20 protein-coding genes are annotated in these 26,670 nt (G+C 66.3%); 8 read left to right on the forward strand and 12 right to left on the reverse strand.

Going from position 1 to position 26,670, the window contains the following annotated elements; genetic code table 11:
* Positions 1-11: 11 nt before the first annotated feature.
* The 4 genes from ACFFJK_RS03325 to ACFFJK_RS03340 all read left to right on the forward strand — a co-directional run bounded on the left by ACFFJK_RS03325 (position 12) and on the right by ACFFJK_RS03340 (position 6,461).
* The gene (locus ACFFJK_RS03325; protein ID WP_379677685.1) at positions 12-1,415 is read left to right on the forward strand and encodes a TIGR03013 family XrtA/PEP-CTERM system glycosyltransferase; all 1,404 of its coding nucleotides are present in this window, start codon (positions 12-14) and stop codon (positions 1,413-1,415) included.
* A 90-nt stretch (positions 1,416-1,505) separates the two neighbouring features.
* Positions 1,506-3,608, forward strand: a complete 2,103-nt coding sequence (prsK, locus tag ACFFJK_RS03330) for an XrtA/PEP-CTERM system histidine kinase PrsK (RefSeq protein ID WP_379677686.1) — start codon at positions 1,506-1,508, stop codon at positions 3,606-3,608.
* Positions 3,609-3,621: 13 nt separating this feature from the next.
* On the forward strand, positions 3,622-4,983 hold the full coding sequence (gene prsR, locus ACFFJK_RS03335) for a PEP-CTERM-box response regulator transcription factor (protein ID WP_379677687.1): 1,362 nt from the start codon (positions 3,622-3,624) through the stop codon (positions 4,981-4,983).
* The gene (locus tag ACFFJK_RS03340) at positions 4,980-6,461 is read left to right on the forward strand and encodes a right-handed parallel beta-helix repeat-containing protein (protein ID WP_379677688.1); all 1,482 of its coding nucleotides are present in this window, start codon (positions 4,980-4,982) and stop codon (positions 6,459-6,461) included. Before prsR ends, ACFFJK_RS03340 begins: the two co-directional genes overlap by 4 nt.
* Here the strand turns inward: ACFFJK_RS03340 and ACFFJK_RS03345 are convergent.
* The 5 genes from ACFFJK_RS03345 to ACFFJK_RS03365 are packed head-to-tail and all read right to left on the reverse strand — an operon-like array spanning position 6,439 to position 10,621.
* Entirely contained in the window at positions 6,439-7,287 is an 849-nt protein-coding gene (locus ACFFJK_RS03345) for a hydrolase 1, exosortase A system-associated (protein WP_379677689.1), read from the reverse strand. The two genes, ACFFJK_RS03340 and ACFFJK_RS03345, sit on opposite strands and share 23 nt — an antisense overlap.
* The gene (locus ACFFJK_RS03350) at positions 7,277-8,134 is read right to left on the reverse strand and encodes a hydrolase 2, exosortase A system-associated (protein WP_379677690.1); all 858 of its coding nucleotides are present in this window, start codon (positions 8,132-8,134) and stop codon (positions 7,277-7,279) included. The genes ACFFJK_RS03345 and ACFFJK_RS03350 overlap by 11 nt, the downstream gene beginning before the upstream one ends.
* A gap of 3 nt (positions 8,135-8,137) precedes the next feature.
* Positions 8,138-8,383, reverse strand: coding sequence for an acyl carrier protein (locus ACFFJK_RS03355; protein WP_379677691.1), 246 nt, complete (start codon positions 8,381-8,383; stop codon positions 8,138-8,140).
* Between the two features lie 19 nt (positions 8,384-8,402).
* Complete coding sequence (locus ACFFJK_RS03360) at positions 8,403-9,440, reverse strand: GNAT family N-acetyltransferase (protein ID WP_379677692.1); 1,038 nt, start codon at positions 9,438-9,440, stop codon at positions 8,403-8,405.
* Entirely contained in the window at positions 9,437-10,621 is a 1,185-nt protein-coding gene (locus ACFFJK_RS03365) for a DegT/DnrJ/EryC1/StrS family aminotransferase (protein WP_379677693.1), read from the reverse strand. The genes ACFFJK_RS03360 and ACFFJK_RS03365 overlap by 4 nt, the downstream gene beginning before the upstream one ends.
* Positions 10,622-10,763: 142 nt before the next feature.
* Here ACFFJK_RS03365 and ACFFJK_RS03370 point away from each other — a divergent pair, with 142 nt between their 5' ends.
* From ACFFJK_RS03370 to ACFFJK_RS03385, 4 genes are all read left to right on the forward strand, one after another.
* Positions 10,764-12,353: an acyl-CoA ligase (AMP-forming), exosortase A system-associated gene (locus ACFFJK_RS03370; protein WP_379677694.1), complete on the forward strand. Its 1,590-nt coding sequence runs from the start codon at positions 10,764-10,766 to the stop codon at positions 12,351-12,353.
* Entirely contained in the window at positions 12,350-13,585 is a 1,236-nt protein-coding gene (locus ACFFJK_RS03375; protein WP_379677695.1) for a pyridoxal-dependent decarboxylase, exosortase A system-associated, read from the forward strand. The genes ACFFJK_RS03370 and ACFFJK_RS03375 overlap by 4 nt, the downstream gene beginning before the upstream one ends.
* A gap of 255 nt (positions 13,586-13,840) precedes the next feature.
* Positions 13,841-15,298, forward strand: coding sequence for a lipopolysaccharide biosynthesis protein (locus ACFFJK_RS03380; RefSeq protein ID WP_379677696.1), 1,458 nt, complete (start codon positions 13,841-13,843; stop codon positions 15,296-15,298).
* Positions 15,196-17,079 carry an asparagine synthetase B family protein gene (locus ACFFJK_RS03385; protein WP_379677697.1) on the forward strand — a complete coding sequence of 628 codons (1,884 nt, stop codon included), beginning with the start codon at positions 15,196-15,198 and terminating at the stop codon, positions 17,077-17,079. Before ACFFJK_RS03380 ends, ACFFJK_RS03385 begins: the two co-directional genes overlap by 103 nt.
* Before the next feature lie 115 nt (positions 17,080-17,194).
* Here the strand turns inward: ACFFJK_RS03385 and ACFFJK_RS03390 are convergent, their stop codons facing one another.
* The 7 genes from ACFFJK_RS03390 to ACFFJK_RS03420 all read right to left on the reverse strand — a co-directional run bounded on the left by ACFFJK_RS03390 (position 17,195) and on the right by ACFFJK_RS03420 (position 26,669).
* Positions 17,195-18,475: a glycosyltransferase gene (locus ACFFJK_RS03390; protein WP_379677698.1), complete on the reverse strand. Its 1,281-nt coding sequence runs from the start codon at positions 18,473-18,475 to the stop codon at positions 17,195-17,197.
* Between the two features lie 84 nt (positions 18,476-18,559).
* Positions 18,560-19,480, reverse strand: coding sequence for a polysaccharide deacetylase family protein (locus ACFFJK_RS03395; RefSeq protein ID WP_379677699.1), 921 nt, complete (start codon positions 19,478-19,480; stop codon positions 18,560-18,562).
* A gap of 61 nt (positions 19,481-19,541) precedes the next feature.
* Positions 19,542-20,918 (reverse strand): putative O-glycosylation ligase, exosortase A system-associated, encoded by a 1,377-nt coding sequence (locus ACFFJK_RS03400; RefSeq protein ID WP_379677700.1) that lies wholly within the window; start codon positions 20,916-20,918, stop codon positions 19,542-19,544.
* Between the two features lie 144 nt (positions 20,919-21,062).
* Positions 21,063-22,247 (reverse strand): glycosyltransferase family 4 protein, encoded by a 1,185-nt coding sequence (locus ACFFJK_RS03405; protein ID WP_379677701.1) that lies wholly within the window; start codon positions 22,245-22,247, stop codon positions 21,063-21,065.
* On the reverse strand, positions 22,244-23,494 hold the full coding sequence (locus ACFFJK_RS03410; protein ID WP_379677702.1) for a TIGR04063 family PEP-CTERM/XrtA system glycosyltransferase: 1,251 nt from the start codon (positions 23,492-23,494) through the stop codon (positions 22,244-22,246). The genes ACFFJK_RS03405 and ACFFJK_RS03410 overlap by 4 nt, the downstream gene beginning before the upstream one ends.
* 50 nt (positions 23,495-23,544) lie before the next feature.
* A complete protein-coding gene (locus ACFFJK_RS03415; protein WP_379677703.1) occupies positions 23,545-25,488 on the reverse strand; it encodes an XrtA/PEP-CTERM system amidotransferase in 1,944 nt (647 codons plus the stop codon).
* Complete coding sequence (locus ACFFJK_RS03420; RefSeq protein ID WP_379677704.1) at positions 25,476-26,669, reverse strand: TIGR03088 family PEP-CTERM/XrtA system glycosyltransferase; 1,194 nt, start codon at positions 26,667-26,669, stop codon at positions 25,476-25,478. Before ACFFJK_RS03420 ends, ACFFJK_RS03415 begins: the two co-directional genes overlap by 13 nt.
* Position 26,670: the final 1 nt, after the last annotated feature.

The raw sequence follows: 26,670 nt of genomic DNA on the forward strand, positions 1-26,670 counted from the left end.
GGGGGGCTACCGTGTTTCGGATCTCTAACCACTACGTATCGAAGATCGTTTTCCTGCTGCTGTTCGTCGAGGTGATCGTGCTGCTGGGGGCAGCCTACATCGGCGCCGCGGTGCGCCTGCTCGAGTTCGAGGACGCCGCCCGGGTGGCCCATCTCGACCACTTCTTCACGTCGGCGGTCGCGTTCACCGTCGCGATCATCTTCAGCATGAGCGCGATGGGCATGTACCAGCTCGACTTCGACGAGGGCCTGCGCCATCCGTTCTTCATGAAGCTGATGCCATCGTTCCTGATGGGCTTCGCGATCCTGGCGCTGGTGTTCTACATGGCGCCGGAGCTGTCCTTCGGCCGCGGCACCATGGCGATCGTATTCGCCCTGGCCGGCGTCGGCATCTTCCTGGCGCGCATGGCCTTCTTCAAGTCGTCCGAGGCGCGCTTCCTGCAATCGCGCATCATGTTCCTCGGCGGCGGCCCGCTGGCCAAGGAGTGCAGCGACCTGGCAACCAGGAATTCGAACTACCACCGCTACGACATCGCCGGCTTCATCCCGAACCCGAGCGAGGAGCTGTGCGTGCCGTCCTCCAGCCTGCTGAAGGTGCGCGACGGCGATTCGCTGGTCTCGCTGGTGCGCCAGTACAACGTCTCGGAAATCGTGGTGTCGGTGCAGAACCGCCGCGGCGGTTTCCCGATCAAGGAACTGCTCGACTGCAAGCTGCAGGGCATCCGCGTCACCGACGCCGCCACCTTCTTCGAGCGCGAAACCTGCCAGATCCGCGTCGATTCGCTGCAGCCGTCGTGGCTGGTGTTCGGCGGCGGCTTCGACCAGAGCTTCGTCCGCACCTTCATGAAGCGCAGCTTCGACCTGGTGTGCAGCCTCTTGATCCTGTTGATGGCTTTCCCGCTGATGCTGCTGGCCGCGCTGGCGGTGTGGCTGGAAGACCGCGGCCCGATCTTCTATTCGCAGGAGCGGGTCGGCAAGGACGGCAAGACCTTCCGCGTCCATAAATTCCGCAGCATGCGCGCCGACGCCGAAAAGGGCGGCAAGCCGCAGTGGGCCGCCCAGAACGACCCGCGCGTGACCCGCGTCGGCAACTTCATGCGCAAGACCCGTATCGACGAACTGCCGCAGATCCTCAACGTGTTCAAGGGCGAGATGTCCTTCGTCGGCCCGCGTCCGGAGCGCCCGTACTTCGTGGAGCAGCTGATTGAGGTGGTCCCGTATTACAATGTGCGCCACAGCGTCAAGCCGGGCATCACCGGCTGGGCTCAGGTGCGCTACGGCTACGGTTCCTCGGCCGAGGACGCCCTGCAGAAGCTGCAGTACGACCTGTATTACGTGAAGAACAACAGCCTGTTCCTCGACGTCCTGATCCTGATTAACACGCTCAAGGTCGTCCTGTTCCGCAGCGGACGCTGATGCGTCCGCGGCCGGCGGGTTGCCCCGCCGGCCAGCCGACCCCTGTTTCTCCTACCTCTTTCCCGCGCTTTGCCGCCATCTTTCCTCACCATGGATGCAGTCTCCCTGACCAGCATCGCGGCCTACAGCTACGCCCTGGTGGCCGTCTGCTTCTTCGTGCTCGGCGCGCCGATCGCCGTGCGCCAGCGCCGCAAGCACGATGTCGCGCTGGGCCTGGCCTGCCTGTCGAGCGTGCTGTGGGGTGCGGCCCTGGCCTGGGAAGCAGCCAGCGGTGCGATGTGGTCGCCGCTGACCGACTGCGCCGAACTGCTGCGCAATGCCGGCTGGTCGGTGTTCCTGCTCGTGCTGCGCGGGCACTACGCCGATCCGAGCAGCCGCCTGCCGTTCCGGGTGCAGCCGGCGCTCGCGCTGGGCGCGCTGGGCTACCTGGCCTGCCTCGGCGCTGCCCTGGCAGGCTGGTGGGACCTGGCGCTGGTGGGCGAGACCGGCACCTTGCCGCTGGCCGCGCGCGTGGCCATCGCCGTGTCCGGCATGCTGCTGGTCGAGCATGTGTACCGCCGCCGCACGCTGCACGAGCGCTGGGCCGTGAAGTTCGCCTGCCTCGGCATCGGCGCGATGTTCGCCTACGACTTTTATCTTTACAGCCATGCGATGCTGTTCCGCGACGTCGACCAGGACATCTGGGCCGCGCGCGGGGTGATCAACGCCCTCACCGTGCCCCTGATCGCGGTCTCGCTCGGGCGCAGCAAGCTGTGGTCCTCGCCGCTGGCGGTGTCGCGCCGCGCCATGTTCCATTCGGCCACCCTGTTCGGCTCCGCGCTCTACCTGCTGGCGATGGGCTCGGCCGGCTACTACCTGCGCTACTTCGGCGGCAACTGGGGCACCGTGATGCAGGTGACCTTCCTGTTCGCCGCCCTGATCCTACTGGCCGGCGTGCTGTTCTCGGGCAGCTTCCGGGCGCACCTGAAGGTCTTCATCAGCAAGCATTTTTATCGCTACAACTACGACTACCGCGAGGAATGGATGCGCTTTACGCGCACCCTGTCCAAGCCGGGACCGGACTTGGGCGAGCGCGCCATCGAAGCCGTCGCCGCACTGGTCGAGAGCCCCGGCGGCGCCCTGTGGCAGCGCCGCGAATCCGGACGCTACGAACCGGTGGCGCACTGGCAGGCGCCGGCCCTGGCCGCCTCCGAACCGGCCGACTCGGCGTTCTGCCAGTTCCTCGAGGCCAGCCAGTGGGTGGTCGACCTGCACGAATTCGCGCACAGCCCCGACAAGTACGAGGCCCTCGAACTGCCTGCCTGGCTGGCCGATTTCCCGCGCGCCTGGCTGGTGGTGCCCCTGATCCTGCACGGGCGCCTGTTCGGTTTCGTCGTGCTGCAGAACCCGCGCAGCGCGGTCAAGCTGAACTGGGAAGTCATCGACGTGCTCGAGATCGCGGGCAGCCAGGCCGCCAGCCAGCTGGCGCAGCAGGAGGCTGCCAACGGCCTGATGGTGGCGCGCCAGTTCGAGTCGTTCAACCGCATGTCCACTTTCGTGGTGCATGACCTGAAGAACCTGGTGCTGCAGCTTTCCCTGATGAACGCCAACGCCGCCAAGCACAAGGACAATCCCGAGTTCCAGGCAGATATGCTCGAGACGGTGGATTATTCGGTGCAGAAGATGAAGATCATGCTGCAAAAGCTCAGCCGCACCGAGAACCAGGAACAGCCACTGGCATTGGCGGTGGACCAGGTGGTGGGCCAGGCGGTGGCGCTCAAGGCCGCCTTCGAGCCGCGCCCGCAACTGCAGGTCGAGGATCCGCAGCTGCGCGTGCTGGCCGACCGCGAGCGCCTCGAGCGCGTGGTCGGGCACCTGATCCAGAACGCGATCGAAGCGACACCGCGCACCGGCCGCGTCGCGATCCGCCTGGCGCGCGAAGACAAGCGTGCCCTCATCGAGATCGCCGACACCGGCGAAGGCATGAGCGAAGCATTCATCCGCGAGCGCCTGTTCAAGCCCTTCGACTCGACCAAGTCGGCCGGCATGGGCATCGGCGTGTTCGAAAGCCGCGAATACATCAACGAACTGGGCGGCAGCCTGGAGGTGAGCAGTACGCCCGGCGTGGGCACCACCTTCCGTATCCTGCTGCCGCTCCACCAACAGGACATGCCGGCGGACGAGGGCGCCCAGCGCGCCCGGCGTGCCGCCTGAAGCGAGGAACAACGTGACCCAGACCAAACCGAAACTCCTGATCATCGAAGACGATCCCGGCGTGCAGAAGCAGCTGCGCTGGAGCCTGGACGGCTACGACGTCGTCGTCGCCGGCGACCGCGAGGCCGCGCTGGCCCAGATCCGCCGCCACGAGCCGGCCGTGTGCACCATGGACCTCGGGCTGCCGCCCGATCCGGACGGCTCGACCGAAGGCCTGGCCACGCTGCAGCAGATCCTGGCGCTGGCGCCGGACACGCGTGTGATCGTCTTGACCGGCAACCAGGACCATGCCAATGCCGTGAAGGCAATCGCCATGGGCGCCTACGACTTCCACCAGAAGCCGTGCGACCCGGAAGTGCTCAACCTCGTGATCCAGCGCGCTTTCTTCCTGCACAACCTGCAGATGGAAAACCGCCGCATGCAGCAGTCGCAGGCCGATTCGCCGCTGTCGGGCGTGATCTCGCGCGACCCCGGCATGTCCAAGCTCTGCCGCAACATCGAGAAAGTGGCGCCGACCTCGGCTTCCGTCATGCTGCTGGGCGAATCGGGCACCGGCAAGGAAGTGCTGGCGCGCGCGCTGCACCAGCTTTCGCCGCGCGCCAAGGAGCGCTTCATGGCGATCAACTGCGCGGCGATTCCGGAAAACCTGCTCGAGAGCGAGCTGTTCGGCTACGAAAAAGGCGCCTTCACCGGCGCAGCCAAGCAGACCAAGGGCAAGGTCGAACTGGCGCACGGCGGCACCTTCTTCCTCGACGAGGTCGGCGACCTGCCGATGGCGCTCCAGGCCAAGCTGCTGCGCTTCCTGCAGGAGCGCGTGATCGAGCGCATCGGCGGCCACGAAGAGATCCCGGTGGATGTGCGCATCGTCTGCGCGACGCACCAGAAGCTCAAGGAGCTGTGCGCGCAAGGGCGCTTCCGCGAAGATTTGTATTACCGCCTGTCCGAAATCGTGGTCACCATCCCGCCGCTGCGCCAGCGCGAAGGCGACGCGGCACTGCTGGCACACCACTTCAAGAACAAGTTCTGCGCGGCGGAAGGCCGCTCGTCCCTGCATTTCGCGCCGGACGCGATCGCCGCCATCGAGGCCTACGGCTGGCCGGGCAACGTGCGCGAGATGGAGAACACGATCAAACGCGCGGTGATCATGGCCGACGGGAACACCATCGTCGCCGACGACCTCGGGCTGCCGGGGGAGGGCGCCCAGGAAGAACCGATCAACCTGCGCCAGGTGCGCGACGAAGCCGAGTACAAGGCCATCGTCAAGGCGCTGGCGCGGGTCGACGGCAACATCGTCAAGGCGTCCGAGGTGCTGGGCGTGAGCCGCCCGACCCTGTATGACCTGATGTCGCGCCACGGAATCAAAGCCGGCGCATGAAGGCACGCCTGCTGCGCTATGGCGCGCTGCTGGCCTTGCTGGGTCTTGCCGCCGCTGCCGGCGGCGTGTTCTACCTGCAGGCGCAGGGGGTCACGCCGCGCGCCCTGGCGCCCTACATCGAAAAACGCAGCTCGGGGCATCATCCGGTCATCACCGGCACCGGCCAGTGGCTGGGTGCGACCTTGCGCGGCCTCGACCGCGGCGAAGTGCGGCAGTACGCGCTGCCGGCGCTGGCCGCCGGCGCTCAGCCCGAGCCCGCCGGAGACCCGGCAGCCGGCAACGTGCGCAGGGTGGGGTCGCTGGACGAGCTGCGCAGCGCGATGGCGTCGGCCGTCTCGGGAGACATCATTACGCTGGCGCCGGGCGTGTACCGGGTCCGCAGTCCGCTCACCAGCACCCGGGCGGGCGTGGCAAAGGTCCCGATCACCGTGCGGGCCGAGCGGCCGGGCGAGGTCGTCTTCGACATCGAGGCGCGCGAAGGGTTTGTCGTCTCGACGCCGCACTGGACCTTCGAGAACCTGGTGATCCGTGGCGCCTGCGCCCAGCAGGGATACTGCGATCATGCCTTCCACGTGGTCGGCAAGGGGGAACATTTCGTTGCCCGTAACAATACGATCACGGACTTCAATGCCCACTTCAAGATCAATGGCAACCGCAACGGTTTTCCCGACCATGGGCTGATCGAGGGCAATACCCTCACCAACTCGGCGGTCCGCAAGACAACTGCGGCGGTCACGCCGGTCGACCTGGTGGCGGCAAGCGACTGGATCATCCGCGGCAATCTCATTACCGACTTCGTCAAGGTCGTTGGCGACCGTGTCAGTTATGGCGCGTTTGCCAAGGGAGCGGGTGCGCGCACGCTGTTCGAACGCAATGTGGTGCTGTGTGAGCAGAAGCTGCAGGGGCATCCCGGCCAGCGCGTCGGCCTGTCCTTCGGCGGCGGCGGGACCGGCAAGCCGTATTGCCGCGACGGCAAATGCATCACCGAGCACGACCAGGGCGTCATGCGCGCCAACCTGGTGGCGGCCTGCTCCGACGTCGGCATCTACGTCAACAGCAGCGCCGGCAGCAGGATCGTCGACAACACCTTGCTCGATACCGCCGGCGTGGACGTGCGCTTCCCCGAAAGCAGCGCACAGGTCGACGGCAACCTGGTCGATGGGCCGGTGCGCAGCCGCAATGGCGGGCAGTTGCGGATGGGAGACAACCTGACGACCTCGATTGCGGCGCTGTATGTCGGCCTGCACCCGCAGCGTTCCCTGTTCGTATCGCCGGCCAGGCTGGACCTGCGCTGGGATGGCGAGCCGCCGCGTCGGACAATCCAGGGTACCCAGGATGCCCCGCTGGATGCTTGCGGCGCCCGCCGCCCCGCGACCCCCGTCTATGGCGCTTTCGAGGACTTTGCCGCCTGCCTGGCCCCGCAGCCGCGACCGGCCGCATACGCGAACACCCCGGCTACCAGGACCGGATCCAGCTGAGCGTCCATGCGACCATCTGCTCATGCCACTCCCGGCGCGAGCAGGTATGGTCGGCCTTTGGCAGGCTGTACCGGGTGAAGCGCGGCGCGGACAGCAGGCGCCGCCAGCCGGGTCCAGCCGCGATGTCCGAGAATTCCTGGGCGGTCAGGTCGGCTTCGCTCAGCATCAGCAGCACCTTGCCTTCGAACCGTTCCAGCCCGGCGCGAACCCGGTCCGGCAGCCCGGCCGCGCCGGATTGCCCCGGCGCCGGCGCAGCGCGCCGGGCGAACGCCTTGCGTGCGTTGTCGGCGAAGGATTTTGCTGCGGCCACCAGGTCGAACTGGCCGCGTGCGATCTTCTTCCACAGGCCGGCATCGAACAGGCGGTCGCGGTAATAGTGCTTGATGGTCGCCTTGGCCGCGCCTTCCTCGGTGCGCACCCAGGGGTTCAGCAGCGCCAGGCCGGTCACGCGCGGATCGGCATGCGCATGCAGCACGGCTGCCGAGGCGCCGTCGCACAGCCCCCACAACGCCACTTCGCGCAGCCCGGGTACCTCGGCGAAAAAGCGGTCGATCGCGGCGCGCACATCATCGGCAACCGCCTCGAAGTCGCGCACCTCCCCGTCGCTGTCGCCCATGCCGCGATAGTCGAAGCGCATCACGGGCGTGCCGGCGGCGGCCAGGCTGCGCGCCAGCAGCGTGAACTGGCGGTGGCTGCCGGCCCGGTACTGTGGACCGCCGACGACGACCAGTACGCCGCGCGGCTGCGGCGGCTGCGGCAGGCTCAGGATCCCGTACAGCCACGCGTCGTGGCAGGGAAAGGCAAGGGCGCGTTCTTCAAACTGCATGGAGGGCCGTTCGATACAGCGCCGCCGTCGCGGCCAGCAGGGCGGGCGCTTCGGTGATTTCCTGCGTGTTCCAGAACTGCGGGCCTGCGACGGTTTCCGCCCGCACGTCCACGCCCCGGTCGCGCCATCCGGCCGCGAGCTTGGCCGCGGCCGGCGGCAGCGGGCGGTCCGGTGCGGCGGCGAGCTCGAACCAGTGTACCGGGCAGGCGGGCGCGAGCCTGCTCCCATCCAGGGCATCGATGGCGGCCGCCAGCGGCGGGGAGAGCTGGTAACCCGCGATGTCGAGCGCGCTGCCGGCGCGCAGCGTCGCCCGCAAGGCCTCGGTGCCGCCCGGCTGGTCGTCCTGCCGGTCCCCGCGCAGCATGTCGTTTGCAATCTTCAAGCGCAGGAATTGGGTCAGGAAGGCGGACCCGGCGGTGACAGGCTGCCACAGCAGCAGGCGTTCGGGCGCTTGCGGCGCGCTCGCCGCATAGTCGAGCGCCAGCAGCGCCCCCAGGCGCAGGCCCCATACACCAGGCTCGCAGCCGAGGCGCGCGCGCAGCCAGCCGCAGGCCGCGTGCACATCCTGTTTCCAGGTATCCCAGCGCGCCTCGGCAAACTCACCGCTGCTGTCGCCGCAGCCGTGCAGGTCGAGCTGCAGCACACCCACGCCCTCGGCCGCGAGCGCACGTGCGCCCAGCGCGGCCATGCGGCGCGAGCGGTTCATTTCTTCCGCAAACGGATGGACATAGACCAGCGCGCCGCGGCAGGGGGCCGCCGGTGCGTGGAACAGGCAATAACGCGCATCCAGGGCGGTCTGCAGAAAAAAAGTTTCAGCGGGCGCGTGCCCCGGCAGCGCCATCGCCATCGGTCAGGCGGTCTTCTGCTCGACGAACGCGGCCAGGCTGCCAAGCGTGGCGAAGGTGCTGGCGCTGATGTCGTCGTCGTCGATGACGATGCCGAAGTGCTCCTCCAGCGCGCCGATCAGGGTGACGACGGCCATCGAATCGAGCTCCGGCAGGCTGCCCAGCAGCGGCGAATCCGCCTCCAGCGCCTGGCCGGCTTCGCCCAGGTTCAGCACGTCGACCAGGACATTCTTGACTTCATTGAGATACATGGTGATGCTCCGTGAGAGGTTACTGCGTGGCCGCGCGGGCAGGGGGGCGCGATGCGAGCATCGTGTGCAGGCGCCGCAGCCCGGGCCATCGGTAATAGTTCACATGGTACATAGTGCGAACCTCGTCCGTCCAGCGCAGGTGCCATTCCATCACGCGGCCGTAGAATTCCAGGCGCGTGTATTTCCCTTCGTCGAACAGCTGGCGGCAGGCTGCCTCGCGCATGAGCAGGGTGGGCGACAGGTTGGCCGGCACGCTTTCGTCATAACTCGTTTTCAGCACGATGATGCTGTCGCCGTCCTCGATGCACAGGTCCATCGCCACCAGTTGCTCGCCGAAGAAGTAGCGGTACACGCAGCCAGCGCCGCGGGCGCAGAAATTCTCCAGCATGCGGCGGTAATAGCGGCCCTGCGCGTTCGACGCATCGACGGCGGTGCCGCAGCCGGCCTTCCAGCCCGAGCCCTCCAGCCGCCCGTAGTCGGCCACGGCCTGCGCCATGTCGCCGGCGTCGCGGCTGAGCTGCAGGCGCAGCGGCACGCCCTCCTTGTCCAGCCGCGCGCGCTGCTTTTTCAGGTTGCTGCGCAGGTTCTTGCCGCGCGCAGTCCAGTAGGCCTCGAAGCTGCCGTGGATCGTGACCCTGGCGGTGTCGATGTAGTCGAGCGTGCGCAGCGACGGACTGTCGGCCGGGCGCGGCATGAGGGCCGGGTCCATCTGGGTCAGGCCGAACACCAGCGGGAAACCGGGCAGGGCGCGTACCAGTCCGGCCAGCAACGCTTCGAGCGGCAGTTCCGGGCGCTGCAGCCACAGGCCGAGCGGCGCCTGGGACGGCTGGAAACTGGCCCAGGATCCGCGTCCGGATGGCACGACGATGGCCATTGCCGCCACGGCGCCGGCATGCTCGCAGTACGCCAGGAGCTCGGCGCCGGTGCCGAATTCGGCCAGCAGCGGCGCGACGAAATCCGGCGACAGCAGCGCCGACGCACCGGTAGCGGCGTGCAGCGTCTGCCATGTTTGGGCATGCTCCGCGAAGCGCGCGGCCGGTACCGTCCGCCACTTCATGCCGTGAGCGCCTTTCGCACCGTGTCGATCATCCAGTCCAGCTCTTGCTGGCGCAGTTCCTGGTGGCAGGGCAGGGACAGCACGCTGCGCGCCAGGTGTGCGCTGTTGGCGCATACCGATGCGTCGACACCGTCCCACAGCGGGTTCCCGAAGCGCACGACCGGCACACCGGCCGCCTGCAGGCGCGCGAACACCTGCTCGGGATCGCTGGCAACCAGTGGAAACACCCATGGGCAGACGCCGTCCGGCAAGGCCGGAAACAGCGGCCGTACGCCGGGCATGCCGCGCAGGCCGCAGTCGAGCTGCAGGTAGTGGGCGCGGCGCAGCGCGGCGACACGCCCCGGCGAGACCAGCCGCAGCATCGCCCGCGCAAAGAACGAGGAGCGCTTGTCGATCCAGCGCGGATCGAAATCGAAGCTGCTGTCCGACGAGTCGGGCGCAAGCGCCGCAGCGCCGGGCGCGCGGCGCGACTTGAGCAGGCCCCATAGCGCGCTCTTGATCCGCAGCGGGAACCACAGCGCAGCCTGCACCGGCCGCAGGCGGCCGTAAGCAAAACCTTTTTCCAGCGAATTCAGGGCGATCTTGGCTTCGAAACCCGGGCCGGCCGAGCGCAGCCCTACATCGTCGAGGCGGTGGCGCGACGACACTAGCGCGCCGCCTTCGTAGATGGGGAAGAATTTCATGCTGCTGGCGATCGCGAAGTCGCCGAACGAACCTACCGGGAGGCCCCGGTACTCGCCGATGAAGCAGTGCGCGCAATCTTCCAGCAGCTTGAGGCCGTGCGCGTCGCACAGGGCGCGCAGCGGCGCGAGGTCCTGGTGAAAGCCGAAGTAATGGGTGACCATCAGTGCCCTGGCGCCGTCGGCCTTTGCCGCGATGTCGGCCAGGTCGACCGCGGCATCCGGGCCCACCTTGTAGAACACCGGCGTCGCGCCGCGCCACAGCACCGGCGGCACCATCGACGGACTGTGCCAGGCAGGCACCAGCACCTTGTCGCCCGGGCCGACGCCCATTTCGCGCAGCGCCAGCGCGATCGCGACACGGCCGCTGGTGACCAGCCGCGCCTCGCCGGCGTCGAGCACCGAACGCAGGCGCACCGCTGCGGCACGCCGGAACGAGGCGCCCGACAGGATCGGGGCGATGGGAATGTGCGGACGCGTCGGCGTATTGGTCGAAAGCATGATTCAGTATAGCCGGAGTGTAGAAAAATTTACCACGCGACATAGTTTTAGACACCGATGCGCCAGCAAGCCCGGCGCGCAAACTGTTAAGATTGCGCCCTGCACAGCCGGACCGTCCGCGCGAGCCAACCCATCGCTTCCTATGCCTGACCTGATCCACGATTTCATCTTCGATTCCGCGCGCCGTACGCCGGCCGCCGAGGCACTCGTGTACGGTGCCCGCCGCCTCGATTACGCGGCCCTCGCCACGGCCGTGGAGCAGGCCGCGGGCGCGCTGCTGGGCGCCGGCATCGGACGCGGCGAACGCGTCGCCATCTACCTTGAAAAACGCATCGAGAACGTGGCGGCGATGTTCGGCGCGGCCGCCGCCGGCGCCGTGTTCGTGCCGGTCAATCCGCTGCTCAAGGCCGAGCAGGTCGGCTACATCCTGGCCGACTGCAATGTGCGCGTGCTGGTCACCTCGCCCGAGCGCCTGGTCCAGCTGGCGCCGGTACTGGCCGGCTGTGCCGACCTGCGTACCGTGCTCGTCACGGGTGACGCCAAGGAGCCGACGGTGGCGCATGTCCAGGTGCAGGCATGGGACGCGGCGCAGCAGCCGCCCGCCGAGGCAAGCCTGGCGGCGTGGCGTGCGATCGACACCGACATGGCCGCCATCTTGTACACGTCCGGCAGCACCGGCAAACCGAAGGGGGTGGTGTTGTCGCACCGGAACATGGTGGCAGGCGCGCAGAGCGTCGCCGGCTACCTGCACAACACGCCGGAGGACCGGATCCTGGCGGTGCTGCCGCTCAGTTTCGACTACGGCCTGAGCCAGCTGACGACCGCTTTCCTGGTTGGCGCCACCGCCGTCCTGATCAACCACTTGTTCGCCAAGGATATCGTGCAGGCGGTGCAGGAAGAGCGCATCACCGGCCTGGCGGCGGTGCCGCCGCTGTGGATCCAGCTCGCCGCCCTGTCCTGGCCGCAGGACACCCCCCTGCGCTACCTGACCAATTCCGGCGGCGCGATGCCGACCGCCACCGTGGCCATGCTGCGCGCCGCCCTGCCGTCGGCCCGGCTGTTCCTGATGTACGGCCTGACCGAGGCTTTCCGTTCCACCTACCTGCCGCCGTCCGAACTGGACCGCCGCCCGGATTCGATGGGCCGGGCGATCCCGAACGCGCAGGTGATGGTGGTGCGTCCCGACGGCAGCCCGTGCGCGCCCAACGAGCCGGGCGAGCTGGTGCACCGCGGGGCGCTGGTGTCGCTCGGCTACTGGAACGATGCGGCCAAGACCGCCGAGCGTTTCCGCCCGGCGCCGGGCCGGGATCCAGCATTGCCGCTGACCGAGATGGCGGTGTGGTCGGGCGATACGGTGCGCATGGACGAGGAGGGGTTCCTGTACTTCGTCGGGCGCAGCGACGACATGATCAAGGTATCCGGTTACCGCGTCAGCCCGACCGAAGTCGAGGAAGTGGTCCACGCGACCGGGCTGGTGCTGGAGGCGGCCGCCTTCGGCGTCGCTCATCCGGTGCTGGGCCAGGCGATCGTGCTGCTGGCGGTCGCGCGCGACGCCGCATTGGCGCCGGCGGCGCTGCTCAAGGAGTGCCAGAAGCGGCTGCCGGCCTACATGGTCCCGGCCCACGTGGCACTGCGCAGCGAACCGCTCCCGCGCAACCCGAACGGCAAGTTCGACCGCAAGCTGCTGCAGCAGTCCTTTATCAACCTGTTCGAGAGTACTCCCACCCCATGAGCGGCGCCAAACCTGTCCACGCGGCCCAGACCCTGTTTCCTGTCGTCGACGACTGCCTGCACGTCGGCGGCATCCCGCTTACGAGGCTGGCGGAGCGGGTCGGCCGCACGCCATTCTATGCCTACGACCGCAGGCTGGTTGCCGAGCGCGTGCGGCACGTGCGTGCGCACCTGCCGGCCGCGGTGGAACTGCATTATTCGATCAAGGCCAACCCGATGCCGGCGCTGGTGCAGCACCTGGCCGGCCTGGTGGACGGCCTCGATGTCGCCTCCGGCGGGGAATTGAAGGTCGCACTCGATACCGGCATGGCGCCGGATTGCATCAGCTTTGCGGGTCCGGGAAAGTCGGATGCGGAACTGCGCCAGGCGGTCGCCGCCGGAGTGGCCATCCACGCCGAATCCGAGCGCGAGATCCGGTCGCTGGCGCGCATCGGCGAGGAACTCGGGATCGCCCCGCAGCTCGTCTTGCGGATCAATCCGGATTTCGAGCTGAAGGGCTCGGGCATGCGCATGGGCGGCGGCGCCAAGCAGTTCGGGATCGATGCCGAGGAAGCGCCGCGCATGCTGGCGCTGGCCGCCGGCCTCGGGCTCGACGTGCTGGGTTTCCACATCTTCAGCGGCTCCCAGAGCCTGAAGGCCGAGGCGATCGTCGAGGCGCAGGCCCAGACCATCGCACTGGCCCTGCGCCTGGCCGAGGCGGCGCCCGGCCCGGTGCGCACCCTGAACATCGGCGGCGGCTTCGGGATTCCCTACTTCCCGGGCGAGGCACGCCTGGACCTGGCGCCGATCGGCGCCGCACTAGAGCAGGCGCTGCCGCGCGTGAAGGCGGCAGCGCCGCAGGCGCAGCTGTCGATCGAGCTCGGGCGTTACCTGGTGGGCGAGGCCGGGGTGTATGTGGCGCGCGTGGTGGACCGCAAAGTCTCGCGCGGCCAGGTGTTCCTGGTCACCGACGGCGGCCTGCACCACCACCTGGCCGCGTCCGGCAACTTCGGCCAGGTGATCCGGAAGAACTATCCGGTCGCGATCGGCAACCGGATGTCGGCGCTCGACACGGAAGCGGTGTCGGTGGTGGGACCGCTGTGCACGCCGCTCGACCTGCTGGCCGACAGGATGGAATTGCCGCGTGCCGAGGTGGGCGACCTGGTGGTCGTGTTCCAGTCCGGCGCCTACGGCCTGAGTGCGAGTCCGGGCGGCTTCCTGAGCCACCCGGGTGCGCAGGAAGTGCTCGTTTAAGGTGCTTAAATGGCAACGGAAAGCAGGATGGAGATGTTGCTTTTATTGACATAAATTGTCATTTCTTCTACCCTGCCTAGCGTGTGGTATTTCCTTTTGTCAAAAGGGTATAGTTGACGGATGTCAAAGATATACCGCGCACTCGGACGCCCACGGCTCCAGTCAGGCGCTGGCGTTCCGCTTGCTGTTTTGATGTAAAGGTCGTAGCCACAAATGCCAAGAAAATTTAGCAATAGCATCAGCAACGGTGCTATCGTGACCATCCTGATGCGCTGGGTCGACCGTTGCATCGGTATCGTCAGCACCCTGATCCTCGCACGCATCCTGGTGCCCGACGACTTCGGTATCGTGGCGATGGCTTCGGTGGTCGTGGCATTCGTCGACATTATCTTCGACCTGGGCATCAACGTCGCCATCATCCAGCGCAAGTCCCCGAGCCAGGCGTATTATGATACCGCCTGGACCTTGCGTATCATCCAGGCGTCCTGCGTGGCCACGCTTCTGGTCATCGCCGCACCTTTCGCCGCTGATTATTACGACGACCTGCGCGTGACCAGTGCAGTGCAACTGATGGCCTTGTCGATCCTAATTTTAGCCTTCGAGAACGTCGGCATCATTACCTTCCAGAAGGAACTTAACTTCATTGCCGATGCGAAGTTCGTGCTGTTCAAGCGACTGTTCGGCTTTTGCGTCACGATCATCCTGACATTGGTGCTGGAGAATTACTGGGGCATGATCCTTGGCGCCCTGTGCGGCCGCCTGGCGAGCACTGTTCGCAGCTATTGGGTGCACCCGATGCGGCCGTCCTTTTGCCTGCAGGAGTTCAAGGAGATATTTTCGATCTCGCAGTGGGTGCTGGTGAAGAATGTCAGCCAATACCTCGATCGCAACCTGCATCTGATCGTGGTCGGCGGCATCGCGCGCACCAGCGTGACCGGTGGCTACACCCTGGCCAACGAGATCTCGGACATTCCCGGCACCGACCTGCTGGCGCCGATCAACCGGGTGCTGTTCCCAGCCTTTGCCCGCGCCCGAGACAACATGCGTGAGCTGACCCGGCTGCTGATCGCTGCCCAAGGCGTGCAAGTTCTCATCACCTTCCCCGCCTGCGTCGGTTTTGCCATGACGGCGCGCGAGTTCGTGCCGGTGGCGCTCGGGGAGAAATGGATCTTCATTGTGCCCTTCATCCAGATTCTGGCACTGTCGAATATTATTCAATCGATCAGCAGCAGCGCCAACTATGTGCTCACCGTGGTCGGCCAGATCCGCCTGCTCGCGCTGACTAGCTGGATCCAGATTCTCCTGTTCGGCGCGGGCCTGCTGCTGATGCGCGATGGCTTGGCGCCGGAACTCGTCGCCCAGATTCGCTTCAGCGCGATCGTGCTGACCTTCGGCGTGTCCTATTACCTCCTGATGAAGCATGTGCCCGGCATTTCGCTCGTGCTCATGCTCAAGGGCGTAGTGCGCCCGGCGCTCGGCTGCATCGCAATCGTGGCGGCGCTTTCGGCACTGGACACACTGGACAGTCTCGCGCATGTGCAGACATGGCTGCTGCTGCTCGCGAAAGTGCTGACGGGGGCCATCGTTTACTGCACCGTGGTCATGCTCCTGTGGCTCGCCGCCGGCCGCCCCGAGGGCGCGGAACTGTTTTTCCTGAACAAACTGAAGCGCAACAAGCCGCAGAGCGCGGCTATTCCAAGCGAGGCAAAATGAACGTTGATCTTGACCTGATTTCCCGCACTTACGCGGATGTGGAGTTCTTCCTCGCCTGCGTGTTTCCGGACAGCCCGCCCCGATTCGCGCAAGCGGTTCCTTCCACGCTGGCGGTCGAGATCGCAGAAGATTTCTGGGCGGTGAGTTCGCGCGTGCCGGGCAACGGCAAATCGCTGCTGCACGATATCGGCGGGACGCGCGTCCTGTTCCGCGGATACGAGAGCGAGATCGGGGTGCATTCGTATTCGTCGGCCGAGCGCCTTGGCCGTCTCGCAACGCCAGAGGCGCTCACCAACGGGGCCTTTGCCTATCTCGGCTTCGACCGGGAGCGCCAGCACGCAGTCGTACGCAGCGATGCTTTTGGCGTAGCGCCACTGTTCTACCGCCAGTGCGGCAACGGCTGGCTGTTCGCTTCGCACCCGGGCCTGATCCGGTTTGCCGGCGACAAGGCCGACCTGAACACCTGGCTGTCGCTCATGCAAAGCGGCCTTCCACTCGACGACCGCAGCTGCTACGAGGGGATTGCCCGCTTCGAGCCGGGCACGCAGATGACCGTGCGCCGCGACGGCGCACGCAGCGAACGCTGGTTCCGGTTCGAAGACCTGCCGCCGGGCCTGGAAGCGATCGACGACGAGGCCTTTGCTATCGTCGAGGCCGCCTACCGGCGTGCCATGGATCGCTGTCTGGCGCTGGATGCGGAGTCCTTTACGTTGCCGTTCTCAAGCGGCTACGATTCGCGTCGCTTCTTTGCCACCCTGCTGCAAAAGAAGGTGCCGTTCAAGGCCGTCACCTGCCAGAGCTTTCATCGCAAGAAGGGCAAGGACTACGACATCGATTCGTACTTCGCGCCGAAGATCGCGGCCGCTTTTGGCGTGGAATGCGAGCTGGTACATGCGACGCCGGCAGCGGGCCTGGCCGCCGACGCGCAGTGGCGCCAGAGCCTGATCGGTAGCGAGACCTTCATGCACGGCTGGGGGGTTCCCTTCATGCGCTGGCTGGCCAAGCGCCCACCGTCGGTCGTGATTGACGGACTGGGTGGCGATACCCTTGGCAATACCGGTTTCGAAATCGACGGCCTGCATGAAACGCCGGAAAAGGACCGGGAACTGCTGGTCAAGGAAGTCAGCCGCCCATCCATTTTCAAGGAATTGTCCGGCGTATTCCCGACCCTGGCCGACTACCAGCGCCACTACCGCGTTTTCCTGGCCAAGTTCCCGTCAAATCTCAACCAGGCCGAGTTCGCATTCCTGCAATCGCGTACGCGTCGCTGCATCAGCCCCTGGATCACGATGATGCACCCGCCAGGCCATGTCATCGTGTTCCCGTACCACGACCTCGACTTCGCACGCGCGACATTGCGCTACCATCCTGCTGACAAGTACAAGTGGTTCTTCCAGAAGGAATGCCTGAAGCGTTTCTACCCGGAGTATGTCGACTTCCACGGCTCGCGCAACCTGCCGCCGGATCACCCGCCCCTCGATGCGGCCGAGAGCCGGGCGCGCGACACTGCCAGCGAGCACGCGGCGTATGGCGACCCCGCTACGGTCATGGCCGCCCTCAAGTACCTGAACTGGAAAAACAGGATCCTGCTGCTGCTGGCGCTGGGGTCTTCCAGCCTGCGCCGCAGGCGCGACTGGCTGTTTCGTCCCCTGTTGTCGCTGGTACGCCTGGACCGGCAAAGCAAGGCTTTCATTGACAAGGACAGTGCAGCGGTCGTGGGTCCGGCCGGCCAGGAGAGCGGCGGCAATCCTGTCCAGGCCACACAAAAGGGGATGGCGTGACGGCACCGGGCACTTGGGACGGCATGTCCGAAAACAAGTAAACAGGAATGCGCCTGGCCATGTAGCGGCAGGCGCGGCTCCGGCACCGCCGCGCGTCAGGGCGACAGTGCTGCCCTCAGCGCATCAGTGCGGGCGCGGGTGCCCGTTGCGTGCCACAGGCCTGCTCCAGCACTGTCGCCAGCTGCTTGGCACGATGTTCCCGGGATGATCCCGCCACCAGCTCGTCACTGGCAATATGGGCCTCGCCCTGAGCGACCAGGTCGATGAACTGGCCCAGCACGGAGACGATCGCTTCACTGTTCTCCGGCGCTGCCTGGTGGTGAAAACCGGCATCGCGCATCACCCGCGCCGTTTCTCCGGTACTGTCGACCAGGCCGAAGATCGGCTTGCGGGCACGGAAGTATTCATAAATCTTGGCTGGAACCTGGGTGTTGAACGGCGTTCCCTGGAAAACGATCAGGCCGTCAGCCGCCAACATCTCGTGCAATGCTTCGCGATAGGGGATCGGCGGCGCCACCTCTACGATATCCGCGACCCCGTACTTGTGCACCAGGGCTTCGACGTACGCGCCTTCGCCCGGGGCGCGCAGCACCACGCGCAGCCTTGCCGCGTCCGTGCGGCCCGACTGTTTCATCATAGCCAGCGCCTGTAGGAAGGCGGAGGGATCGCGGCCCGTCTGGTACAGCACACCGCTATGCAGGAGGGTCAGTCGCCGCGTGGCGGCTTGCGGCGTCGGTGGCACGGGCAATGCGCTCATGTCGAATCCGTCCTCGTCATATCCGTTCTCGATGACGGTGAACTTGGATGCCGGCAGGTGCGGGAAGCGCGTGCGGTACGCATCCATGGCGCTGTAGGTCGTGAATACCGCCATACTGCAGCGTGTGATGGTCTGGCGTTCGATCCAGCCGTAAAGCTTGCGTTGCAGTGTCGAAGATGGGTAGGAGCGCTGCAGCATCGGATCACGGAAATCGGCCACCCATGGCAAGCCGGTCAGGCGGTGCAGGGTCAGTCCGATCAGGTGCGCAGTGGAGATCGGGAAGGTCGACCAGATCACCTGCGGCTGGTATTGCTTGACCAGCGACAGTCCCGCCGGAACCGCCCCCAGCCACCATGAGATCCACCGGTCCGGCAGGGCCAGCAGTTCGAGGTAGCGGCCCTTGATGCCCATGTGGCGTTTGCTGTCGAGCGCGAAGACGCGCCGGACCACCAGGTTGGCCGGCACGCTCGTCAGCTGGGACGGATTCTGCTGGCTGTAGGCACGCGGGTGCGCCGACAGGACCATCGGTTCCCAGCCGAACTTGCCAAGATGCTTGGAGAAACTCAGGGTACGTTGAATACCGCTACTCGCCGCCTGTGGCGGAAAGTGAAAGGCAATCAATAGGGCACGTTTGGTCATTTTTCTTCTATCCATCCATCTGAGCGCCGAGCGCCCGCTGTTTCCGAAGCCCGTACAGGCTGATATGTCTTTGCGAATGCGAGGTTAGCGCGGTCGGCCCTGCGCCATCCAGGACAGGAGACGCAGGCCGAACAGGAACGGCGTCGCGTCCCATGGGCGGCTGCGTGGCAGCTGGAAGCGGTCCTGGTCCCGTGTGAGAGCACCGACGGCCGTGGTGAACGCGGCCGTGAACCCGGCCTCGCGCACCATGTCGACGTGACGCTGGTCGAAATCCTTGCCGACCTTGCCATTCGGGTAGGCGAACAGGCGCACCGGCTTGCCGAGGATGTGTTCCAGCTGCTCCTTGCCGGCGGCGATTTCGAGCCGGGCGCTGTCGTCGTCCAGACTGGTTAGGATCGGGTGCGAGACCGTATGCGCGCCGATCTCGATGCCGTTGCGGTCGAGGTTGACCACCATTTCCGGCGTGAGCATCAGCCCTTGCGCCAGGCCGTCGCCGACCAGCGCCTCGAGACGCTCGATCAGGTCGCGCCGCGCCTGCGGCGGCAGGTATTTCGAGCGTTCGGTCAAGGTCCCGAGGGTGGCCTTGCGGTCGTCCAGGCTGTGTAGCGGATAGGCGCCGAGGCCCAGTGCGCTCAGGTCGAGTTCGCCCGCAGGCAGCGTCTGCACCGCTTCGATGATGCGGTCGTTCCACATGCTGCCCTGGCCAACGTAGCCGCTGGTGACGAACACCGTCGCCGGCAGGCCGAACTCGCGCAGCACCGGCAGCGCCAGGTCGTGCACCGAGCGGTAGCCGTCGTCGAAGGTGATGCAGACCGCGCGCGGCGGCACGGTGCCGGCCGCCACCGCGGCCACGGCTTCGTGCAGGGGCAGCACGTTGAAGCAGCGCGCCAGCAGTTCCATCTGCCAGCGGAAAGTCGCCAGGTCAGGCTCCGAGGCGAGCAGCGGGTCGTGCTCGGCCAGGATGCGGTGGTAATTGATGACGCAGACCCGGCTGTCTCCCCGCACGCTATGCGCGAGCTTGTTGCCAGCCGTGCGCAGAACCCATTCGGTAAATCGAGTGACGGTTCTAGTGGCCATCACGAAGCGCCAATTCTGGTTGCAGGGTACGCGGCATCCCGGGCGAAGCGGCGACCGCGCGTTTCGGATCCGGGGCAACCGCCGGCAACAGACGCGACTCGAGCACAATGGTCAGCCCGAACAGCGCGAAGATCAGGTCGAAGTAGGCGAAGCTCAGTGCGGCGCCGCCGAGGGCAAAGGCAAAGATACTCAGCTGTAGCATGGTCGCGAGCGTCGGCAGCCAGGAGGGTGCGCTACGCTTGCGGGCCTCACGTGCGACCCGGCCGGCTTTGCGGAACGCGCCGAGCAGCATGATGAGGTAGAGCGCCAATCCGACGAAACCATGATCGCCGAGTACCTGGAAATAGACGCTGTGGGCGGCCCGGGCATAAGAGGTATTTGGTACCGCATCGCCAGTGTAAAACCAAGAATATGAATGGAAATCCCTTGAAAGGTCGAGCCAGACCGGGAAGTATTCCAATGATTTGAAGCCGCCGCCGAAGAGCGGATCACGCACGGCCATGATGAAGCTGAGCTTCCATGCAACAACGCGGCCCATGAAGGACGCATCTTCACTTGCTGATTCGATCGTGTTGATGCGCTCGAGCCATTCACTCGGTGCCAGCTGCGCTATTACGGCCCCCATCACGACAATAAACGTGGCGACAAAGAACTTGCGGTCGCTTTTCATGAACAGGTAAGCGGCGAGTGCCAGCAGCGCAACAAAACCACCGCGTGACTGGGTACCGATGACCGAGATCACCAGTAAGCAGATGGTACCTAGAAGGCCGGCCTTGAGGATGCGGGATGTCTTCCCGTATTCACCCAACAAATAGAAACAGATTGGCAAGGTCATGACGAAGGCGATCGCCAGCTCGTTGCGGTCGCCCAGCACATGTCCGTGCATGCCGGCGATCATATGGCCGCCACCGGTCGCAAGGAATTTTAGTCCTTCCAGGTTGGCGTAAAAGCCGACCGACAGGACAACACACCACAGCATGAAGTCGACGTGCAGCTTCTTTTCGACGAGCAGCAGCACGAACACGAACAGGACAACGATCTTTGCAAAACGGTTCCAGATTTCCCACTGAACAACAGGATTCCCTATCCCAAGGATCGTACTGGCAGTGGTCCACAAGAAGAATATCAGCACCACTACGCCGAGCGGGCCGAAGTGCACCTTCGGCTTGTTCTTCATGATGAGGTAGCCGATGATCGCAACGCCCGCGAACAGCAGGTTATAACGGATGCCGGAGGCGGCGCCATACACCCAGCCATTTGGGAAGAACAGGGCAGTCCAGACCCACATGCCCAGCGCGATGAACGGCCGCTTTGCCATCGCATAGAGCATGACGGGCAGCATCGCCAACATGAACAGGTCACGCATGCTTCAATCCCCGCGCTTCCCGTTTTCCGTGTTGCCCGCGTCTTGCGTATCGTCCTGTTTCGACGCCCAGAAGCAGAGATAGGTAACCGCCACCAGGTTCACGGCCCATACAAGTGTTTCCATTTTCTTTATCCAGTAAACGGCTCAGTATGACAGAGCTCTTGTCGGAATGCCAACACCACGTGCCAGCACCTCGCCGAACAGGCGCACCTGGCCGGCGCTGGTGTCGTCCCAGCTGAAGCCTTCGGCGTAGCGGCGCGTGGCGGCGCGGTCCGGATAGTTCGCGCGCAGCGCATGGACGGCGTCCGCCACGCCCTGCGGGCTGCGCTCGGCCATCAGGACGCCGGCTTCCGGCGCCGCCACCACTTCGGGCGTGCCGTAGACGCGGCTGGCGACGACGGGCGTGCCGCAGGCCATCGATTCGAGCAGCACGTTGGCCCAGCCTTCGCGCGAGGACGCCAATACCAGCGCGTCGGCCCTGCCGTAGTGCTCGCGCAGCTGGGCCTGCGGCACGGCGCCCAGGAACTGCACCCGGTCGGCCACGCCGGCAGTGCGCGCCAGCGCTTCCAGCATGCCGCGGTTGGGGCCGTCGCCGGCCACCGCCAGGCGCACGCCCGGCAGCAGCGGCAGGGCGCCGATGATCAATTCCTGGGCCTTGACCGGCACCAGGTGGCCGACGGTGAGCAGGGTGAACATCGGGTTGGCGCTGCGTTCGACCGGGCGGAACAGCTGCAGGTCGACGCCGTTGCGCAGCGAGGTCACCCGGTCCGCGGGCACGCCCAGCGCCACCACTTCGTCGCGCAAGGCGTTGCAGACGGTGATGACGGCATCGGCGCGCCTGGCCGCCCACTTGATCATCCGGCGCGGCAGGGTGAACTGCGGCAGCAGCGTGATGTCGGAGCCGCGTGCGGTGACCACGAAGGGCTTGTTGAAGTAGCGCGCCAGCATGGCCGCGGCCACGCCGTCCGGGTAAAAATAATGCGCGTCGATCAGGTCGAAGTCATAGCCTTCGTCGATGATGCGCGCGATCGCCGGCTTGGCCGCCTGCGCCAGCAGCAGCGGCGCGACGTTCATGCCGATCTTGGGCAGCACCGGGTAACGCGGGTGGTCCACCTGCAGCCCGTGGCGCACCTCGGTGCGCGGTACGCGCGCCATCCTCGCATAGTTGCCGAAACGGGGGTGGGTCGAGGGGAACCAGGCCACCGGCGCGACCACGCGCGCTTGTACCAGCCCGGTCGCGACCAGGTGGCGCAGGCGGGTTTCGACGAAGATGCCGTGGCCCGGCTTCTCCGTGTTCGGGAACAGCGTACTGAAAGTCAGGATCTTCATGCAGCCTGCGATTCGGTGGTGCGGTCGCCAGGGGTGCCGGCGGTTTGACCGGTGAGGCGGCCGTAGATGTTCTTGTAGCGGGCGACGCTGACCGGCCAGTTGCGTTCGCTCTCGACGTATTCGCGGCCGGCCGCGCGCAGCGCCGGCCAGCGCTCCTGGGCGCGCAGCAGCGCGCCAACCTTGTCGGCCAGCGAGGATGGGTCGTCGGCCTTGAACAGCACGCCGGTTTTGCCGTCGGCGATCAGCTCGAGGTGGCCGCCGACGTCGGATGCGGCCAGGATGCGGCCCTGGGCCATGGCTTCGAGCGGCTTCAGCGGCGTCACCAGGTCGGTCAGGCGCATCGACAGGCGCGGGTAGACCAGCACGTCGAGCAGGTCGTAGTACTTCTGCACCTGGTCGTGCGGCACGCGGCCGGTGAACACGACCTTGTCGGTGATGTTCAGGTCCTTGGCCAGCTGGCGCAGCTGGGCGTCCTGGGGACCGCCGCCGACCAGCAGCACGCGCAGGTCGGGCAGTTCTTTGGCAAGCTGCGGCACCGCGCGCAGCAGGATGTCCAGGCCCTCGTAGGCATAGAAGGAACCGATGAAGCCGATCAGGCGCGAGCCCTGCAGGCCGAGTTTCGTCTTGAGCTCCTGGTCGGCGCTGCCGCCGACCGAGAACTTGTCGATGTCGACCGCGTTCGGGATCACCGTGACCTTGTCGGCCGGGATGCCGCGCGCCAGGATGTCCTTGCGCAGGCCTTCGCAGATGGTGGTGACGGCGTCCGCGCGTTTCAGGGCATACGTCTCGAGCGCGCGGGTAGCGCGGTAGCGCAGGCCGTTCTCGCTGCTGGTACCGTGATCCACGGCGGCGTCTTCCCAGAAGGCGCGCACTTCGTACACGACCGGGATGCCGAAGCGCTTGCCGGCGCGCAGCGCGGCGATCGCGTTCAGGCTCGGCGAGTGGGCGTGCAGCACGTCCGGTTTGACCTGCGGGATGATGTCAAGCAGGCGCTTCGTGAGCCCGTCGATGACTTCCTTCTGGTTCAGCACCGGCAGCTTCGCCAGTGCGCTCTTCGACACCGGGGTGCGGTAGAAGTGCAAGCCGTCGACGGTTTCTTCCAGCTGGTCTTCCGAGTGCTGCTTGGAACCGGTGATGTGGAAGGTTTCCCAGCCGAGCGCGCGCTGTTCGCGCAGGATCGAGCGGGTGCGGAAGGTGTAGCCGCTGTGCAGCGGGATCGAGTGGTCGAGGACGTGGAGGACTCGCATGGTCTTTGGTTCCGGTTGCGCTTGGTGCGTTGTACGTGTTGCGATATGCGTTATGCGGCGGCGGCCACTGCGACGGCAGGGCCAGCGGTGCTGGTCGCGCCGGCGGCGCCGTTCTTGCGCAGGAAGGCGTCGAACATCAGCACCGACCACAGGGTCGTGCTGTGGTCCTTGGCGCCGGACTGGTGTTCGTCCACCATCTGCTTGAGGAAGGCCGGGTTGAAGATGCCGGTGTCGAGCAGGGCAGGGTTGAGCACCGCGCGCCGCATGGCGTCGGCCAGCGGGCCGCGCAGCCAGGCCGCCAGCGGGATCGAGAAGCCCTGCTTCTTGCGGTACAGGATGTCCTGCGACAGGTAGGGCTCCAACGCTTTCTTGAAGATGTGCTTGCCTTCACCGTTGCGCAGCTTCGCGGACGACGGAATGCCGGAAACCCATTCGACGAACTGGTGGTCGAGCAGGGGCACGCGCACCTCCAGCGCATGGGCCATGCTGGCGCGGTCCACCTTGGTCAGGATATCGCCGGGCAGGTAGGTCTTCATGTCGAGGTACTGGATCAGCGACAGCGGGTCGTCGGTCGGCGCATTGGCTGCATAGCCGCGCATGACCTCGACCGCGCGGTAGCCCTGCAGGCGCTGCTTGAAACCGTTCGAGAACAGCTGGCCGCGGATGCGGTCGTTGTTGATCGACACGCCGTGGAAGTAGCCTTCGGTCAGGTCGCGCGCCAGTGCTTCGAAGGTGGTCTTGGCGCGGAAGATGCGCGGCGCCCAGTCGGCCTTCGGATAGGCTGCGCCGAGCAGGCCGAACACCGGCTTGCGCACGGCCAGCGGCAGCAGCGAACGCACGCGGTTCTCGCCCATCGCCATGCGGTGGCGGCGGTAGCCGGCAAAATTCTCGTCGCCGCCGTCGCCCGACAGCGCCACCGTGACGCGCTTCCTGGCCAGCTGGCAGACGCGGTAGGTCGGGATCGCCGAGCTGTCGGCATACGGCTCGTCGTACAGCGCGGCCAGGGTGTCGAGCAGGCCGTAGTCGTCCTTGTCCACGGTCTCGCACTGGTGGCGGGTCTTGTACTGCTCGGCCACCTGGCGCGCGTACTCGGACTCGTCGAAGGCCGGGTCGTTGAAGGCGATCGAGCAGGTGTTGACCGGGCCGTCGGTCACGCCGGCCATCATCGCCACCACCGCGCTCGAGTCGACCCCGCCGGACAGGAAGGCGCCGAGCGGCACGTCGGAAATCAGGTGGCTCTGCACCGCTTCGCGCAGGCGCACCACCAGTTCGGCTTCGATCTCGCGCTCGCTCATGGCCGCATGCGGGGTGAAGGGAACGTCCCAATACTGGCGCGAAGCGGGGACCGGCTGGCCGACGCGCAGGGTCAGGGTATGGCCCGGCAGCAGCTTCTTGGCATCGGTGAAGATGGTGCGCGGTTCGGGCACGTAGCCGTAGGCAAAATATTCCTCGACCGCCAGCGGGTCGATCTCGCGCTTGAGGTTCGGCAGGGTGAGCAGCGACTTGAGTTCCGAACCGAACGCGAACATCCCGTCCGGCAGTAGCGCGTAGTGCATCGGCTTGATGCCGATGCGGTCGCGCGCCAGGAACAGGGTCTGCTTCGGGCGGTCCCAGATCGCAAAGGCGAACATGCCGCGCAGGTGGCTCACGCAGGCTTCGCCCCACTGCTCGTAGGCGTGCACGATGGTCTCGCTGTCCGACGGCGTGCGGAACACATGGCCGAGACCCTGCAGTTCTGCGCGCAGCTCGCGGAAATTGTAGATCTCGCCGTTGAACACGAGGGCGATGGTTTCGTCCTCGTTGAACAGCGGTTGCAGCCCGGCCTCGAGCGCGATGATCGACAGGCGGCGGTGGCCGAAGCCGAGGCCCGGCTCCAGGTGCAGGTCGCCTTCCACCGGTCCGCGGTGGAACTGGCTCTCGTTCATCCGGTGCAGCAGGTCGCGGTCGATGGCGCGGCTGCCCTTGGTGTCAAAAATTCCTACTATTCCGCACATGGTGTGATCGCTTTATTCGGTGTTGTCTTGTTCTGGCACAGTTCGTCGTACAGGGCGACGTAGGCGGCCAGCATGGCCTGCATGCTGTATTGCTGCTCGATGCGCGCGCGGCCGCTGGCGCCGTGGCGGCGTGCCAGCGCGCGCTCGCGCACATAAGGGGCGATGGCGGCGGCCAGGGCCCGCGGGTCCTGCGGCGGCACCAGGGTGCCGCTGACGCCGTGCTCGACCAGGTCGGGAATGCCGCCGACGGCGGTGGCGACCACCGGCAAGCCGCTGGCCATTGCTTCCAGCAGGGTGACCGGCGTGCCCTCGGCGATCGAGGACAGGGCGAACAGCGAGAAGCTGCGCATCACCGGTGCCACGTCGCTGCGCGGGCCGGCGAAGCAGACGCCGTCCTGCACCCCGCGTTCGCGCACGCGCGCTTCCAGCTGCGCGCGCAGCGGACCGTCGCCGACCAGCACCAGGCGCAGCTTCGCCTCCGGCATCATGGTGCGCAGGTGGGCGAAGGCGTCGATCAGGGTGGCCTGGTCCTTCACGTCCTGCAGGCGGCCGACGGTGCCGATGACGAATGCGCCGGGGTCGTCCTGCCAGGGCTCGCGAACCGGATCGCTGGCCGCCACCGGGGCGCGAAAGCGCTCGGTGTCGACGCCATTGTCGATCAATTGCACCTTGCGGCCCGGGATGCGCACCACGCGCTCGAGCCAGCCGTGCAGGTCGCGCGAGACCGGCACGTAGCGGTCGATGAAGGGCACCAGCAGGCGGCGCAGCAGGTTGTGCTTCGGGTTGATGCCCTGCGGGTCGCGCGCGTCACGGCCGTGTTCCGCATGCACCCGCACCGGCACGCCGGCAGCCCAGGCGGTAGCCGCATACTCGATCGTGCCCAGGTTGTAGGTGTGCAGGATAGCCGGCTTCAGGCGGCGCAGCAGCCGGAACAAGTCGGCGTGGCTGCCCAGGCCCAGGCCCGGCGGCTTGTTCAGTGCGAACAGCTCGACGCCGGGACGGGTGATGCGCCGGGAAAAATCGGTGTAGTCGGTCAGGCAGATCACCGCGTGCCGGTAGGCTCCGGCCGGCATGCGGTTGATCGTGTCCACCAGCAGGGTCTCCAGGCCGCCGATGTCGAGGCGGTAGATCAGGTGGGCGACCAGCGGCGGCTGGTGCGTGGACAGCGGTACGGCGCTCATC

The organism is Massilia consociata (assembly GCF_042432755.1).
Lineage (GTDB): Bacteria > Pseudomonadota > Gammaproteobacteria > Burkholderiales > Burkholderiaceae_D > Telluria > Telluria consociata.

Excerpts from the sequence above, each read along its gene's own strand:
- prsK (WP_379677686.1), top strand. The coding sequence starts at position 1,506 with ATGGATGCAGTCTCCCTGACCAGCATCGCGGCCTACAGCTACGCCCTG.
- ACFFJK_RS03340 (WP_379677688.1), top strand. The coding sequence starts at position 4,980 with ATGAAGGCACGCCTGCTGCGCTATGGCGCGCTGCTGGCCTTGCTGGGT.
- ACFFJK_RS03345 (WP_379677689.1), bottom strand. The coding sequence starts at position 7,287 with ATGCAGTTTGAAGAACGCGCCCTTGCCTTTCCCTGCCACGACGCGTGG.
- ACFFJK_RS03350 (WP_379677690.1), bottom strand. The coding sequence starts at position 8,134 with ATGGCGATGGCGCTGCCGGGGCACGCGCCCGCTGAAACTTTTTTTCTG.
- ACFFJK_RS03355 (WP_379677691.1), bottom strand. The coding sequence starts at position 8,383 with ATGTATCTCAATGAAGTCAAGAATGTCCTGGTCGACGTGCTGAACCTG.
- ACFFJK_RS03360 (WP_379677692.1), bottom strand. The coding sequence starts at position 9,440 with ATGAAGTGGCGGACGGTACCGGCCGCGCGCTTCGCGGAGCATGCCCAA.
- ACFFJK_RS03365 (WP_379677693.1), bottom strand. The coding sequence starts at position 10,621 with ATGCTTTCGACCAATACGCCGACGCGTCCGCACATTCCCATCGCCCCG.
- ACFFJK_RS03370 (WP_379677694.1), top strand. The coding sequence starts at position 10,764 with ATGCCTGACCTGATCCACGATTTCATCTTCGATTCCGCGCGCCGTACG.
- ACFFJK_RS03375 (WP_379677695.1), top strand. The coding sequence starts at position 12,350 with ATGAGCGGCGCCAAACCTGTCCACGCGGCCCAGACCCTGTTTCCTGTC.
- ACFFJK_RS03390 (WP_379677698.1), bottom strand. The coding sequence starts at position 18,475 with ATGACCAAACGTGCCCTATTGATTGCCTTTCACTTTCCGCCACAGGCG.
- ACFFJK_RS03400 (WP_379677700.1), bottom strand. The coding sequence starts at position 20,918 with ATGCGTGACCTGTTCATGTTGGCGATGCTGCCCGTCATGCTCTATGCG.
- ACFFJK_RS03405 (WP_379677701.1), bottom strand. The coding sequence starts at position 22,247 with ATGAAGATCCTGACTTTCAGTACGCTGTTCCCGAACACGGAGAAGCCG.
- ACFFJK_RS03410 (WP_379677702.1), bottom strand. The coding sequence starts at position 23,494 with ATGCGAGTCCTCCACGTCCTCGACCACTCGATCCCGCTGCACAGCGGC.
- ACFFJK_RS03415 (WP_379677703.1), bottom strand. The coding sequence starts at position 25,488 with ATGTGCGGAATAGTAGGAATTTTTGACACCAAGGGCAGCCGCGCCATC.
- ACFFJK_RS03420 (WP_379677704.1), bottom strand. The coding sequence starts at position 26,669 with ATGAGCGCCGTACCGCTGTCCACGCACCAGCCGCCGCTGGTCGCCCAC.